The following is a 14,746-nucleotide window of genomic DNA, read 5'->3' on the forward strand; positions in this document are numbered from 1 at the left end:
GTGCTATTTCTTTGTATTCACAGCTTCGAAGCCACCCAGGCTTCTACGCTGTTTAACGCCGCAGGAAGAGCGCTAACATCCGTTCCCCCCGCCTGCGCCATATCTGGGCGTCCACCGCCCTTGCCAGCTACCTGCTGCGCCACATTGCCGATCAGCTCTCCAGCTTTCACTCGGTCTGTCAGATCCTTGGTCACGCCAGCAATCAGGCTGACCTTATCATCAGCAGTGGTAGCAAGCACGATAATGGCTGAACCCAACTGATTTTTCAGATCATCAACCATAATGCGTAACATTTTTGCCTCGACATTATCCAGTTGGCTGACCAACAGCTTCACACCGTTAACCACTTTTGCCTGACAGGACAAGGATGCGCTTTCCTGCGCCGCCTGCTGATCTTTCAACTGCTGTAGCTCTTTTTCCAACAGACGGGTACGATCGAGCGTTGCATGCAGCTTATCGGCTAGGTTGCTACTGTCGCCTTTCACCAAATGCGCAACAACTTGCAACAGATCACTTTGTTGATGCAACTTGGCGATAGCGCCTTCGCCAGTCACTGCCTCAATACGGCGAACACCCGCAGCAGTACCGGACTCAGTCACAATGCTAAACAAACCAATGTCACCGGTGCGGCTGGTATGGGTCCCACCACATAGTTCAGTGGAGAAGTCGCCCATGGTCAACACACGTACATTGTCATCGTACTTCTCACCGAACAATGCCATCGCTCCCTTCTCTTTGGCATCGTCCAACGACATCACTTCAGTCTGTACCAGCAGGTTGCGACGCACCTGCTGGTTTACCAGATCTTCCACCCTACGGATTTGCTCCGGTTTCATCGCTTCATAGTGCGAGAAGTCGAAACGCAGATATTTGTCGTTAACCAGCGAGCCTTTCTGCGCAACATGCTCACCCAGCGTTTGGCGCAGAGCGGCGTGCAGCAGATGGGTCGCCGAATGGTTCAGGCGGATGCGGTTGCGACGTTCAGTGTCGATCTGCGCATCAACACGATCTTTCACTTTCAGCGACCCCTGTGAAAGCTTGCCCAGATGGCCAGTAGCCTGGCCGTATTTTTGGGTGTCGCTCACCACAAAATCTGCGCTGGCGGCTTTCAGCACACCTTTGTCACCCACCTGGCCACCGGATTCACCATAAAATGGCGTCCCATCCAGCACCACTACCGCTTCTTCACCGGCATTAATTTGTTCGACCGGCTGACCATCGCGGAATAGCGCGATCACCATCGCCTGCTGTTCTTCATAATCATAACCGCTGAATCGGCTACTGCCATCCACGCGGATCATGGTGTTGTAGTCTGCGCAAAAACCGCTGGACTCGCGTGCACGGCGGCGCTGTGCTTCCATCGCCTGCTCAAAGCCAGCTTCATCAACTTTTAGGCCACGCTCGCGACAGACATCGGCAGTCAGATCGACCGGAAAACCAAAAGTGTCGTACAAACGGAAGGCAATTTCACCGTCCAGTGTCTCACCCTGCAACTTGTTCAACTCATCATCCAGTAGCGCCAGACCACGCTCCAGTGTACGGGCAAACTGCTCTTCCTCGGTTTTCAGCACTTGCTCTACCCGCGACTGCTGACGTTTCAGTTCGTCGGCGGCTGACCCCATCACTTCAATCAGCGGCGCCACCAGCTTATAGAAGAAGGTGTCTTTCGCACCAAGCATGTTACCATGGCGGATAGCACGACGAATGATGCGGCGCAGTACATAGCCACGGTTCTCATTAGATGGGTTCACACCGTCTGACACCAGGAAAGCACAGGCACGGATATGGTCGGCGATAACACGCAGGGATTTGTTGTCCAGATCAGTAGCACCAGTCACTTTCGCTACAGCGGCGATCAGTGTGCGGAACAGGTCGATCTCATAGTTGGCATTCACATGTTGCAGTACCGCTGCAATACGTTCAAGGCCCATGCCGGTATCAACTGAAGGCTTCGGCAACGGCAACATGGCACCATCGGACTGGCGGTTGAACTGCATGAAGACGATGTTCCAGATCTCAATGTAACGATCGCCATCTTCTTCAGCACTACCCGGAGGGCCACCCCAGATATGATCGCCGTGATCATAGAAGATCTCAGTGCATGGGCCACACGGGCCGGTATCGCCCATTTGCCAAAAGTTGTCAGAGGCAAAGGCAGCTCCTTTGTTGTCTCCGATGCGGATAATACGTTCAGCCGGCACACCAATATGTTTCTGCCAAATGTCGAAAGCTTCATCATCGGTTTCATAGATGGTAACCCACAGTTTTTCTTTTGGCAGGTTGAACCAGTCTTCCCCGGTGAGTAGTTCCCACGCATAGCTGATCGCCTCGTGCTTGAAATAATCACCGAAGCTAAAGTTGCCCAGCATTTCAAAGAAGGTGTGGTGACGCGCAGTATAACCGACATTCTCAAGGTCGTTATGCTTACCGCCAGCACGCACACAGCGCTGCGAGGTGGTAGCTCGGGAATAAGCGCGTTTGTCCAGCCCCAAGAAAACATCTTTAAATTGGTTCATGCCAGCATTGGTGAACAGCAATGTCGGATCATTGTTAGGTACCAAAGAACTGCTTGCTACAACCTGATGGCCCTTACTATGAAAAAAATCGAGAAACGCTTGACGGATCTCAGCGGTGCTCTTGTCCATAATTTTCCCGGAAAAGCTAGAATAACGACACACGAGCAAGAAATACGTCATACTAACGATGGTAGCTCGCTCGCGAACAACAAAAAGTGGAGATAAGATAAATTTTCTTTAGAGGGAAGTAAAACCCCGTGTGCATTCATTATGCAAAATCACGGTAAATTGTCTGAATTTCTTCCTGGAAGAAGCCACGATAGCGTAGATAAAGCTGCAATTTGGCTTTTTCTTTCCAGTCTGTCGGCAACACATCGCCAAATTTCCTCTGCGCCACTTGTTTCGCCTGTTTGCACCAGTCAATATCACAATCCGCCAGCGCCGCTTGCACCAGTTTTTTATCCACGCCCTTCTGCGCCAATTCAGCATGGATGCGTTGTACACCGTATCCTTTACGACAGCGGCTACCGATATAGCTAAGGGCAAAATGTTGGTCATCCAGCCAGTTATGCTGATAGCAGTAGGCGATAATCTGCTCGATGATGGCAGGTTCAAGGGGGGCTTTAAGGACTGGCGTTGAAGCATGCGACATTCTACCGCCACATTGGGCTTTCGCTATAAACGGCTGCGCCGCAAGTTTGCGTCGCAGCTCAGTTTCACTATGATCGCGTTGCGACAGCAGGCGTATGGCGCGGTTTAGCAAGTCATTCATCATTCAAACCTGATTAGTCTGGATGGCTGTACCCCACCAACAGCGGTACACCATCGTCAGCGATTAAAATTGCTCGCTGGTTTCCGCTTCGTCACCACCGGTGTCTTCGCTGATAGCAGCAACCCGTTCACCCGTATTGTGCAACAGCAGGTCACGCAGCTTTTTGTCCAACTCGGCGGCGATGGCCGGGTTTTCTTTCAGGAAGTTGCAAGCATTGGCCTTACCCTGGCCGATTTTCTCACCGTTGTAACTGTACCAAGCTCCTGCTTTTTCGATCATTTTGTGCTTAACGCCCAAATCGACCAATTCACCACGGCTGTTGATGCCTTCGCCGTACATGATTTGGAACTCAGCCTGCTTGAACGGCGCAGCGATTTTGTTTTTCACCACTTTCACGCGAGTCTCACTGCCCACGACCTCGTCTCCTTCCTTGATCGCGCCGATGCGACGGATATCCAGACGGACAGAAGCATAGAACTTGAGGGCGTTACCACCGGTGGTGGTTTCAGGGTTACCGAACATCACGCCAATTTTCATACGAATCTGGTTGATGAAGATCAGCAGGGTGTTAGCGTTTTTCAGATTGCCTGCCAGCTTACGCATCGCCTGGCTCATCATACGCGCCGCCAGACCCATGTGTGAGTCGCCGATTTCGCCTTCGATTTCCGCCTTCGGCGTCAGCGCCGCCACGGAATCAACAATGATGACATCAACCGCACCAGAGCGGGTCAGAGCATCACAGATTTCCAGCGCCTGCTCACCCGTGTCCGGCTGGGAACACAACAGGTTGTCGATATCCACACCCAGCTTCTTCGCATAAATTGGGTCTAGTGCGTGCTCAGCGTCAATGAATGCACAGGTTTTGCCCTCACGCTGCGCCGCAGCGATAACCTGCAACGTTAAAGTAGTTTTCCCGGAGGATTCCGGGCCATAGATCTCGACGATCCGCCCCATCGGCAGACCACCAGCACCCAGTGCAATATCAAGTGACAATGAACCGGTGGAGATCGTTTCTACATCCATGGAACGGTCTTCACCCAGGCGCATGATGGAGCCTTTGCCGAACTGTTTCTCAATCTGGCCCAGTGCCGCAGCTAACGCCTTTTGCTTGTTCTCATCAATAGCCATTTTTGCTCCTTCATTTCGCAATGCCGATATTACCCCATACTGCCACTGATTGTATGTTGTATAGGAAATGTCACTAATTATACTGTACGGTCATACAGTATCAAGCCTAATTTCACAAAAATTCTTCAAGGGTGGTCCGCAGCGCAAAAACCGTCGTCTGAAGCCGCACCGCATCGCGGTCACCAACAAAATGTCCCTTGCGTACCAACACTCGGCCACCATCGGCGAAGCCAAACCACACCGTTCCCACTGGTTTTTCCTCGCTGCCACCTTCAGGACCAGCAATGCCGCTTACCGAGAGTGCCAGATCAGCCTTCGCGACATGTAGCGCGCCTAACGCCATCTCGCGTACTACCTCTGCGCTGACCGCCCCGTGAACAGTTAATGTCGCTTCCGCCACCCCTAGCAAATCGCGCTTCGCCGCGTTGCTGTAGGTGACAAACCCGCGATCGAAATAGGCCGAGCTGCCAGCAATATCGGTGATAGCTTTAGCAATGCCACCGCCAGTGCAGGATTCCGCGCAAGTGATCCAATACCCTTTCGCTTTTAGCTTTTCCCCCACCAGAATGCTGAGTTGACGCAGTTGGCTTTCACTCATAACTTCTCCTTAGCGAATCAGGGTGATATATCCAATTAGTAGAACCTGTGTTTTTCAATGAAGGAAGCAATGACTTTTCATGAAATAACGGAAAACCATCATTAATACATTGATTATCAATGACAATACGCTATTGCACTGATAAAACAAGGGCATGAATATCGATGTAGTGCTGGCCTCACAAAACCCCGATGAACTGTGCGCTCTGGTGTTGAAATTATTCGTGAACCAAGAGCCGCAGACACAGCGAAGCCAGACACTGGCAGGCTATATCCAGCAACGGGAAGAGGCACTGAAAAATGCCCGTCAGTGGCGCTTCGGGCGTAAAAGCGAAGCCTTCCAGGGGAAACAGCGCGGGCTGTTCGATGAAGATATCGAGGCCGATGCCGCCGATATCGAGCAGCAACTGGTCACGCTGTTACCTGAGCCAAAAGCACCAAAATATCTTCGACCCCGGCAAGGGCAAAACCTCACGCGGTTATCTGTGGCTCTATATCACCGCACAAGGTGCCGAGCGGGCGATAGTGCTTTATGATTGCCAACCGGGGCGCAGTGGTCAGTATGCCCGCGATGTGCTTGAGGGCTGGCGCGTTACCCTGGTGGTGGACGGTGATGCTGGTTACCAGGCGTTGTTCGGCAAGCGGCCAGGCGGTTGACACCGGGTGTTGGGCGCACGCCCGGCGCACGTTCTTCGAGCTGTTCACTGCCAACCCAAGCCCGGTGGCGAAGCTAGCTCTAGATACTATCCATGAGTTGTACAGGCTTGAGCGCAAAATCAAACATCGGTCAGCGGATAAAAAACGTCAATGGCGACAGCGCTATGCCACCCCCCGGCTGGACGCCTTCCATCAATGGCTGTTGTTGCAACAAGCGCAGACGGCCCCCAACTCCAGGTTACGCAAAGCGCTGGACTATCCCCTGAAACGCTGGTCAGCATTACTGCGTTATCTTGACGATAGCCACGTGCCCATAGATAACAATCGCATGGAAAACTGCCTCCGTCCGGTAGCCGTAGGCCGCAAGAACGGACTCTTTGCCGAGTCGTTGCGTGCCGGACAACGGATGGCAGCTATCCTGAATCTGTTGGAAACCGCCAAACTCAACGGCCACGACCCGTCTATCTGGTTGCGTGATGTGCTACCCGCTTACCCACCTGGCCCCACCATAGCCTCCAACAACTATTACCCTACGCCGAAAACAGCTTCAGTTAATATCCGCCAGCTTATTACATTATTTTAATCACACAACGCGAGTTCGCCGTTCGGTTACAATTATCGCATGAATTAAGATAATCCAAAACGTCCTGCAACCTATACCATACCATCCAGATTTTGTCCTCCAGCGGCTGTTGCGTGTATTTCTCAACCGCTGAGACAAGCTCCAACATCTCCAATGAATCAATATGCAGATCCACAATCAATCGAGCTTGCAGGTTAATGTGCGGTGACTGATTGGAATAAGTAAGGATCTGCGCGAGTTCTTTTTCCAACCAGCGATGATGGCGATCCCCCTGAGACATGGCTTAATCCCTGTTCAGTTTTTCATAGGCCAGCATAGCAGCCAAATTGTTAACCTGCCCCCCTCGGGTTAATACCACGCGCTCTTGAATTAGATGCTTATCGGTTGCGGTGGACTGCCCCGTGATGTCAACACCAAATGAAGTTCCTTGCGCATTTAGCCTATAAGAGGGTTTCTTCGGCGTAGGTTCTGTATAGGAAGTTTTTTCCAGTGGCTGTTCAGCATCAACTGTTGATTGATTTTCGACTCGATCAGAAATTGAATCATTGTCAGTTGTATCAGATAAATTATCTGTCTTTTCTGATACTGATGGATTAGCCATGGTGCTGCTTTCAAGAATAGTAGAGTAAGTTTTTATCGAAGAAAAATGGATACTGCTGAACACATTCTCCTGCGAACGATTTCCAACGGTTATGGAAGTATCCCCCAGTACAACGTGAAAGTTATTATTGTTTTGCTTAATCTCTTGCGTTTTATTGGTGCGATTATCCGTCTGCGAAACATTGTATAAAGAATCCTGCGCATTGTACTTATAAGCAGCTTTCTCATTGATAGGAAATTTATCAACGTTTTCACCCCCTGGGTTTTGCAAAGTATGGCCAACTGTCAAAGGTTGACCTTCCTCTTCCTGCTTGTCAGCGTTCATATCAATTTTTGAGAAGAGTGTGGGGGTACCACTCCCGTCAATATTCAAGGGATTAGATTTTACGCTGCCGCCGATGGAATTCCCGCTCACAGTATCCTGACCAGGAAGCAAACGATTTAGCAGTAGGAAAATATTCTGTATAGACTCAACCTGTCTCGTGAAATTTTGCCACAGCTCACCTAATTCATTATTAAAAAACAGGTTATCGTTATACACCCGCCTTGCGGTAGCATGATAGTCTTGAGTCACCGCACCTTGCTCTGCACCAGGGATTAACGTGGGCTGTGTAATAATGGGCTGTTCGGTAGCGGCTTGCTGTGACGATGGTGTAGCGGAACCCTCGCTGGATAGCGGCACCTTAACACTCATTTTTTTTTTCAACAAATCAGCAATGAATGTAGTTTTATACTCCATCGACTGAAATAACAATCTCAGACAAAAACATTTATCATCAATAGTATGATAGTTAAAAAAACAGGACTTGTGCACTGCAGCCGTGCGCTCATTTTGTTCATCAACCGCCTTATAGAGATATTGCTTAATCTGGTCGGGATTAGCCTCGAGTTCTCGTCTACGTTCCTGTGATATAACGCCACTTTGCTGCAACTTATTTAAGATATCTGGATGGACGGAGGTAGCCATAAACTTTTTACACAACTCCTCCAAGGCCGCTTTTCCATATGGCCAGTTATCAAGCCCTACCTTTTTCATCAAGGCATGGTTCAGTTTATTGAACTGCTTTTTAGCCGATTTTGCCGTTTTATCGTCCGTTGGTTTATGCTTTTTCATCGCTGTGAAAGCAGCACTAACGTCCTTTTTGAGCGACTCGCGCATTTCTGCCGGTATCAACTGGAACAACGCCAACGCAGTTGAGATATTATCCTGCAAACTCGCATGTATTATATTGCTTCTGTTGCCAGCCCCAGTCTGCATCACAAGATTAAAATCTTCTGCACTGATATTTTTCCCTGATGAACTTAAGAACTCAAACAGAGTTTCAAGTTGTTTTTCTCTATTTAGATCGCACAGTGTAGGCCCATTAAAAGAATTTGTAGTAAAGGAGATTCTGGTATACTCTTCCATGGAAAGAGGGTTGCTGGAATCTGGGGCATCAAATTTAATGTTGCTAATATCGCCGGCAACAGTGTTATGCTGACCAGCACTTGAGTAGCGCGGGGAAGCTGTTCGACATATATCACTGATTTTCTGATCAATATTCATATATTAACTCTTCGGAAAATATTTTGTCACACCACAATCAGCAGCAGAATCGATATATCTCTATCAATATGCCACCCCTGCCTCCATGATAATCCCCCATAAACTCTTGGCTTATGTTACAGCATCAGTCATATCCTGAAGATCTTCTGTACCAGATCTCATATTACGAAAACATCCAAATATCACACTCGTAATACGCCGATTGGGTTCTTAATTATCCTGCTAAAAGCCAGAAGAATAGCGGAGCCATAATTTACACATTCATATAACCCGCGTTATAGCGATATAAGTCTTCAGTCATTCGTTGCAATAATTGGATAAGCGTTTCAAAGCTACTGTTGTCCTGACGGAATCTTTCCAGCAACTCGGAGACGTTATTATTCACCGTATTTTTCTGGCTATCAATGGCAGTTTGAAAAGCCTGGAAAGCTTGCCCGGAAAGTTCTATCCCCTCCCCCTTTACACTTTCACCTTTGAGTCCATCTATACGGTCAATGATACCTTTTATCGCATCCGAGTTTGGTAATATCTCAATATCACCAGATGAACCACGTCGTACGATATAGCCACTGCCCAATTTATCTTTCCAAAAGGTGAGTGCCTTGTCATCGCCGGTAAAATTATGGATAGATTTCGGCGATATACTGCCGTCTTGGTTAAAATCGAAATATTTACTTAATGAGTCCTTGAACGCCTTAAGAAACCCCTCTTTATCGAAGATAATCTTTCCATCTTTACCCGCATTAATGTAATCACTCATTTTCCCCAGCGCCTGATTGACATCTTTCATATACTGTGAAGCTTTTTCAGTAATTTTGGCGTAAAGCTTTTGATATTTCGTGTGGATTTTTTCAATCAAATCCTCCAGCGCTTTGATGTGAGGGGGAGTACCAACATCCTCTTCGTCGGAAGAGGCCTCCAGCGCATTCGTTTGTGCAGTGCGGTAATTATCTTCACTACGCTTAAGATCGCGTAGCAGCTGCCGCGCATCGTTAGTGATATCTTCGGCGTCAGGGGTAACCATACGGTTCCCCCTGTGGGCATCAGCTTGCGGATCACTTAACGGCAGAATGTGTTGGTTGCTTTGCAACAAATATGCTGCTTGTACATAAAGATCGTCTTGCCATTGCGGTGCGCTGAATGCCTCTGTGCCGCTTAAAAACGGCACCTGGGCCTGGATCCGGTTTCCGTTATCCACCACTTCACCCAGAGGCGGCGTTAGTTGCGGTAAAAAATTGCTGGAAGAAATAGTCGTCATGGCAGGGTACCTTTATTTAGCCTCTGATAAGGCTCTGTTTAGTCTTGTTTGTCATTTCTTGCATCTCGTTGATGTTACTGCGCATCTTTTTAATCGTTTCTTCACTCTTGCTGACCTGATCTTCTTTATCTTTTGCAACGCTACGGGTGATATCTGATGCCGTACTTTGTAGTGTCTTGTCAGCTTCAGCACCTTTTACCGCCGTCATATTAGAGGCGTTAGCCAATTGCCCAGCACTATCGCCATTTCGGGTCAATTGCTCAGCAATACTGTTATGAGTGCGATATTTATTGACTTTCTGCTCATATCTTAGCCTGTGTAGATCTGTATTCTCCATCGTATCCATGACGGGCCGCTGCTGTTGCAACTGATGTTGTGCTTGCTGAGCCGAGGGAGGCGTATTTACCGGTGCGACCGGCTGCCCATCTGCGCCAATATGGAAGCCTGTGCCTTTTGCCGACTCTCCGGTTTGATGTTGCGTTAGCTTCAATCCATTCGAGTGTTTACCATTATTGTTCACGCTCTTAAGCGAAGTTTGCACCGCTTTATTTTGCTTATATAACCCACGAGATTGGAAAGCGACACCAACACCAGTAATTAGCATCGTGGTAGCAAAACTCATTAACGCGCCTTTGTAAATCTCTTTTCCTTCTCTCACGCTGGATGCTGCTGACTTTTCGGCCATGCTGGCGCTGAGTTCGGCAAACATCGTGTTGATACGGCGCTCTGAAATATAGATTTCTGCCATTACCTGGCGCAAAACGCTAAGCAAGAAGCGCATCATTTCATTAGTTTGGATGCCAACAAACGGCTCCTGTTTGGCCGCATCAGCGGAGTCTGTTTTATTCTTAACACTGGGTTCTGCCGCCTGCTGCGTATTGCTCTCTTTCAACAACGACCCCACTAGCATCGCCTGGGCTGCCTGTACCACATTGCGTTGCTCAACTTCATCCATCTGTACCGCTTCTACCCGTGCGCGTGAACCCGCGTTTGTGCTGTTACCCAGTTCCCGCTGTAAAACCACATGAAGCGCCTGATTAATATCGTTTGGCGTGGTGGTAAGTGCGATACGCAAATCATCCAGGCGTTCGGCGTTTTCTGGTTCTTCCAGTTTCTTTAGCTGTGCCAATACTTCGGCCTGCTGTGGGTAAAAGACAGGCGCAGTTAACTGCGGCCTCTCACTCTGGGATGTGAAATCGGCCAGCGCTGGGCCAATGTCAGGCAAATCTAATTGGCTGAAGTGGATCCCTGACGCAGTGCCCTGCTTGACAAGTGGGATGACATCCTGGCTAACCCGCGAGGTAGGTTGAAAGTTTCCCGTTTGCTCGATGGTGAGTGACATCAGTATATCTCCTGAAAATTATGCATAACTGCTTTTCATTAAGTTAGCTTTGGTACGACCAGATTCGTTTGTTGCTGTCAGCATGTTGTCGAAGTCTGTACTGTGTTGGTCAAAATCTTTCGCCCAAGATTTGATCAACGCTTCAAGAGCTCTTACCCATGCTTGAATGCTTTCGTTATCTTTGATCAACGCACCTAATAGCGCTTTCATATCGCTAATCTGCGCACTGGCGTATAAATTCAGCCCACCGCCAACGGCTGATTTGGTCACTCCCATAACCATATTGGCGCCCTTTGTTCCCATTTCAATTCTACGTGCCGTGACGTCGGAAAGTTTGATGACTTCTTTCGTATTCTTGGCGAATTTAGTGAACTGTTGGGTCAATTTTCCTGTTTTACTGAAAATTTTCATCAAAATATTAATAAATTTATCTGAAAGCGCTTTCGCCGCACTTTTCAACACGTTGGCGGCCATTTTGGTGCCCGTTTGCAACGTTTTCGCCACCGCCGTCCCCGCGTTTTTGACGAAAGAAGACACCGAAAGCAGGGACAACGCCAAGAAAGCCACCGCAGCGACAACCATTCCGACAATATTGGCAATTTGTTTGGCTTTTTCTGGCGCAACACCGCACTGAATCAGTAAACTAGACACACCTTTTGCGATTTCATTGGCTGCCATTTCCATCAAGGTGCTGCATCCGTTAGCCTCAAGCACCACATCGGCCACTGCCATCGCGAGGCCTATCGCGGCCACCGCCATCATTAATGGACCAGCGGTACCGAATGTGACGACCGTCGCCACCACGGATACCACCAACATAATTATGCCGAGTGTTTTACTGATGCAGCCAGCCGCTTTGCTTGCCGCCTCGGCTTTACGCTGTGCTTCATCGGCTTCATTCGCCTTTTTTTCTTGATCTTTGCGCGAAGCTTCATTGAGAGCTTCAATCACATCTTGCTGCCGACGCATATTTTTAATCGCATCTTCGCCCAGCGTTTTTTTTAATTGCGCAGTAAGTAGCGTCAATAATGCCAACGCATTCTCCAGGTTATCGCCATCTATTGGCACCTTGCGTGGGGCACTATCGACAAGCTTGTTTATCGCAGAACGATGTTGATCAGCCTGCTGTGCTTTCTCGATTGCTGCCTGCGCCGCCTTATGCACGTTGGCGTCAAGCTGTGTCACGATTTGCTTTGCATCAGTTAATTTATCCGCCAAGCTGGCCTGTTTTTCCGTCAACGTTTGGACATTACCCTGTTGCGTATCCAACTGTTTTTGTAACTGGTTAATCTTTTCTGACAACTGCTGGTAGCTTTTTTGCTGATCCTCGGTTTGTGGTGGCTCAGGGATTTCTGCCCGCTTTGCACGTGCCTGGGCCAGCTCATCCTGCGTCTGTGACAACTGTTGGTTTGCGTACTCGTACTGCTCTTGCAAACTTTTTTGCTGCTCTGTCAGATCGTTAACGTGGTTATTGGCATCCTTCAGGGCTTGCTGACTTTCTTCCAACTGTTTGTTTGCTTCCTCTAGCTGAGTCAAGCTTTTCTCAAAAATTGAGAGTAACTTTTCCCCTTGCAAACGTATCGCAGTTTTTTCAGCCGTAATCAGCGCTAACTGGTTACGTAAATCCTCCAAGTTACCTGCATGTAATAGCTTGCGCAATGTCGCCATCGACCCCAGCAAGGAAGCGTTTGCACTAAAACCGGGTTCTTGCTGCCCCGCAGCTCGGCTGGCACTTGATTCCTCGCTGCCCCCCGTCTGGCAGGCCTGACTAGCTAACCGAATATCAGCCAGTTTTACCTTTGGTTCTGCCAGGGTGGGCATACTATCTTGGCGATAACGTTTCTCCTGTTCATTGGCCACCAGGTTGCGGCAAGCATCCTCCAACTCCAGCAGCTCTTTAGCGCTATCACTCACAACTTTATTAATATTGATACCCTGAGAAAAAGCGCGAATATTAGCGATTCGCTCACAACTAATCTCTGTAATGTTCGCCATTTTGTTACCTATAATCAGGATGAGTTTCTTCTTGCTCTGTTTTTGCCAAGTTCTTCTTTATTGCTTGCAAATAGACCGATGCTTTTTTCTTAAGATCGTCATCGGTGCTGTAATTTAAAGTGCTTTCAAAGCAATGCAACGCAGCACTACTTTTCTTCAACATGAGATTGCACTGACCGGCATGAAATAGTGGGCGGTAGTCGTCTTTTGCTAAAACAAATGCCAAGGCATAAAGTTCTGCTGCTTTTTCATAACGTTTAGTCAACTGATATACGGCTGCCAACCCCATGACATAGTCAGCGTTATAAAAATCATAGATACTGAGAAAGCGGAAAAAAGTCTCAGCTTCTTTCAGTTTTCCTTGCTGATAGAATTCATAGGCATAAGCATAAACCCCATCCATTGTATTTTGAGGAATGCCGTGAATATCCTTATAAGTAGCACCATCCATCAGTGCCTGACAAACCTCGTCAAGTAAACCTTCCATCTCGTCTGTTTGCTCCTGCGCTGCATCTTCCTGCTGTTTCATATACAAACTCCTAGTAAATATTAGGAAAGATAAGATGCAACTGATCGGGCTGCATCATAATTTAAATAATACGATCTCTCTTATAAAAAGTGAGCTTAAGGGGGATGACCTGCCCCCATCTGCTGCTCAGGCTGGCCGCAAGAGGCTTCTGAGGGGGAGGGGTGATCCAATACGCTATCAGCATCGATGCCCATCTTTTCCAGTTCGACGCGTATCAGCCAGGTAATAATGCGCATCACGTCGTCTAGCCCCTGCTCATCAATAAAACTGTCTTTACGGTAATGTCGCCATAGCTGACGTGCCAGGGGAATATCACGCACTACGGGAACACCCTGCCCCTCGGCATAAGCAATTACGGCTTTAGCCTGTAACCCCTGAGATTTGAGAAGAAGAAAGGGGAGAGGGGCTACGTCAGTATTAAAATATATTGCCATGGCAATATGGGTCGGGTTAGCCATAACAAATGAAGCCCCTTTCACGCTGGTTTTAACTTCTTCCGACAATATCTCCTGATGCATACTTCTGCGGGTACTTTTAATTTGTGGGTTACCTTCATTATCTTTATGTTCCCTTTTAACTTCCTGTTTTTCCATTTTCAGATCTTTTATAAATAGGAAAAACTCCGTCAGTGTATCTGCCAGCAATACGATGAGTGCCACCGCAAGAAACATGATGATAAAAACAATACAGAGGTGAACCCACTGTCCTATCATCCCATTCAAGGTGGCAAGATAGAGTGTGAAGATATCTACACGCCAAATAACAAAAAAGAGACATGCAGAGGTGAAAAAAACCAATAAATAGAGAAATGCCTTCGCCAATTCCTTCAGGGAACGAACAGAAAAAATCTTCTTGAATCCAGAGACGGGGTTCAGGTGAGAGAAATCGATTTTTATTGCTTCTGTCGCTAAGCGGAAGCGACTTTGCAATAAAGTGATGACGGCTCCGGGTAAAAAAGAGGCTACCAGTACCGGCAAAACAGCGTGTGAAAAAAGGCTAAAAAGCCGTTGCAGTAAAGCGGCTAGGCCCATTTCGCCTGGTGCTAGCAGGATCTTTTGCATTAACCCTCCCAATTCCATTAGGCTGGAAAAGCCAACAATGGAAAAGGCACCCGTAACCAATACCACCGCTGCAACCATATCTTTACTTTTGAAGCTCTGCCCTTTCTTAGCCGAATCTCTGATCTTCTTCTCGGTAGGCTTTTCCGTTTTCTCCGCCATTCT

At 48.2% G+C, this 14,746-nt stretch carries 12 protein-coding genes and 1 pseudogene; 2 read left to right on the top strand and 11 right to left on the bottom strand.

Features of this window, described 5'->3' with window-relative positions:
* Positions 1–17: 17 nt before the first annotated feature.
* From alaS to pncC, 4 genes are all read right to left on the bottom strand, one after another.
* Complete coding sequence (gene alaS, locus SYMBAF_RS12935; RefSeq protein ID WP_040267042.1) at positions 18–2,645, bottom strand: alanine--tRNA ligase; 2,628 nt, start codon at positions 2,643–2,645, stop codon at positions 18–20.
* 139 nt (positions 2,646–2,784) lie between these two features.
* Positions 2,785–3,288 carry a recombination regulator RecX gene (recX, locus tag SYMBAF_RS12940; protein ID WP_040267043.1) on the bottom strand — a complete coding sequence of 168 codons (504 nt, stop codon included), beginning with the start codon at positions 3,286–3,288 and terminating at the stop codon, positions 2,785–2,787.
* 63 nt (positions 3,289–3,351) lie between these two features.
* Positions 3,352–4,416, bottom strand: a complete 1,065-nt coding sequence (gene recA / locus SYMBAF_RS12945; RefSeq protein ID WP_040267045.1) for a recombinase RecA — start codon at positions 4,414–4,416, stop codon at positions 3,352–3,354.
* Positions 4,417–4,528: 112 nt separating this feature from the next.
* Positions 4,529–5,014 (bottom strand): nicotinamide-nucleotide amidase, encoded by a 486-nt coding sequence (gene pncC / locus SYMBAF_RS12950; protein WP_040267046.1) that lies wholly within the window; start codon positions 5,012–5,014, stop codon positions 4,529–4,531.
* 154 nt (positions 5,015–5,168) lie between these two features.
* Here pncC and SYMBAF_RS18515 point away from each other — a divergent pair, with 154 nt between their 5' ends.
* On the top strand, positions 5,169–5,549 hold the full coding sequence (locus tag SYMBAF_RS18515) for an IS66 family transposase (RefSeq protein WP_082027040.1): 381 nt from the start codon (positions 5,169–5,171) through the stop codon (positions 5,547–5,549).
* A pseudogene (gene tnpC, locus SYMBAF_RS17860) lies at positions 5,458–6,225 on the top strand (IS66 family transposase); the annotation flags it as partial. The gene SYMBAF_RS18515 and the pseudogene tnpC, both read left to right, overlap by 92 nt.
* 14 nt (positions 6,226–6,239) lie before the next feature.
* Here the strand turns inward: tnpC and SYMBAF_RS17865 are convergent.
* From SYMBAF_RS17865 to SYMBAF_RS12990, 7 genes are all read right to left on the bottom strand, one after another.
* Positions 6,240–6,533: an acyl carrier protein gene (locus tag SYMBAF_RS17865; RefSeq protein ID WP_052447860.1), complete on the bottom strand. Its 294-nt coding sequence runs from the start codon at positions 6,531–6,533 to the stop codon at positions 6,240–6,242.
* 3 nt (positions 6,534–6,536) lie between these two features.
* Entirely contained in the window at positions 6,537–8,399 is a 1,863-nt protein-coding gene (locus tag SYMBAF_RS12965) for a hypothetical protein (RefSeq protein WP_152609189.1), read from the bottom strand.
* A gap of 253 nt (positions 8,400–8,652) precedes the next feature.
* A complete protein-coding gene (locus tag SYMBAF_RS12970) occupies positions 8,653–9,657 on the bottom strand; it encodes an IpaD/SipD/SspD family type III secretion system needle tip protein (RefSeq protein ID WP_040267048.1) in 1,005 nt (334 codons plus the stop codon).
* A 16-nt stretch (positions 9,658–9,673) separates the two neighbouring features.
* Entirely contained in the window at positions 9,674–10,786 is a 1,113-nt protein-coding gene (locus SYMBAF_RS12975; RefSeq protein ID WP_160289826.1) for an IpaC/SipC family type III secretion system effector, read from the bottom strand.
* Positions 10,787–11,017: 231 nt separating this feature from the next.
* Positions 11,018–12,994, bottom strand: a complete 1,977-nt coding sequence (gene sctE, locus SYMBAF_RS12980) for a type III secretion system translocon subunit SseC family protein (RefSeq protein WP_040267050.1) — start codon at positions 12,992–12,994, stop codon at positions 11,018–11,020.
* Between the two features lie 4 nt (positions 12,995–12,998).
* Entirely contained in the window at positions 12,999–13,523 is a 525-nt protein-coding gene (sicA, locus tag SYMBAF_RS12985) for a type III secretion system translocator chaperone SicA (protein WP_040267053.1), read from the bottom strand.
* Positions 13,524–13,618: 95 nt separating this feature from the next.
* Positions 13,619–14,743: an EscU/YscU/HrcU family type III secretion system export apparatus switch protein gene (locus SYMBAF_RS12990; protein ID WP_052447862.1), complete on the bottom strand. Its 1,125-nt coding sequence runs from the start codon at positions 14,741–14,743 to the stop codon at positions 13,619–13,621.
* Positions 14,744–14,746: the final 3 nt, after the last annotated feature.

This window comes from Serratia symbiotica (genome assembly GCF_000821185.2).
Lineage (GTDB): Bacteria > Pseudomonadota > Gammaproteobacteria > Enterobacterales > Enterobacteriaceae > Serratia > Serratia symbiotica.

Excerpts from the sequence above, each read along its gene's own strand:
- SYMBAF_RS12965 (WP_152609189.1), bottom strand. The coding sequence starts at position 8,399 with ATGAATATTGATCAGAAAATCAGTGATATATGTCGAACAGCTTCCCCG.
- SYMBAF_RS12970 (WP_040267048.1), bottom strand. The coding sequence starts at position 9,657 with ATGACGACTATTTCTTCCAGCAATTTTTTACCGCAACTAACGCCGCCT.
- SYMBAF_RS17865 (WP_052447860.1), bottom strand. The coding sequence starts at position 6,533 with ATGTCTCAGGGGGATCGCCATCATCGCTGGTTGGAAAAAGAACTCGCG.
- SYMBAF_RS18515 (WP_082027040.1), top strand. The coding sequence starts at position 5,169 with ATGAATATCGATGTAGTGCTGGCCTCACAAAACCCCGATGAACTGTGC.
- pncC (WP_040267046.1), bottom strand. The coding sequence starts at position 5,014 with ATGAGTGAAAGCCAACTGCGTCAACTCAGCATTCTGGTGGGGGAAAAG.
- sicA (WP_040267053.1), bottom strand. The coding sequence starts at position 13,523 with ATGAAACAGCAGGAAGATGCAGCGCAGGAGCAAACAGACGAGATGGAA.
- recA (WP_040267045.1), bottom strand. The coding sequence starts at position 4,416 with ATGGCTATTGATGAGAACAAGCAAAAGGCGTTAGCTGCGGCACTGGGC.
- SYMBAF_RS12990 (WP_052447862.1), bottom strand. The coding sequence starts at position 14,743 with ATGGCGGAGAAAACGGAAAAGCCTACCGAGAAGAAGATCAGAGATTCG.
- alaS (WP_040267042.1), bottom strand. The coding sequence starts at position 2,645 with ATGGACAAGAGCACCGCTGAGATCCGTCAAGCGTTTCTCGATTTTTTT.
- sctE (WP_040267050.1), bottom strand. The coding sequence starts at position 12,994 with ATGGCGAACATTACAGAGATTAGTTGTGAGCGAATCGCTAATATTCGC.
- recX (WP_040267043.1), bottom strand. The coding sequence starts at position 3,288 with ATGAATGACTTGCTAAACCGCGCCATACGCCTGCTGTCGCAACGCGAT.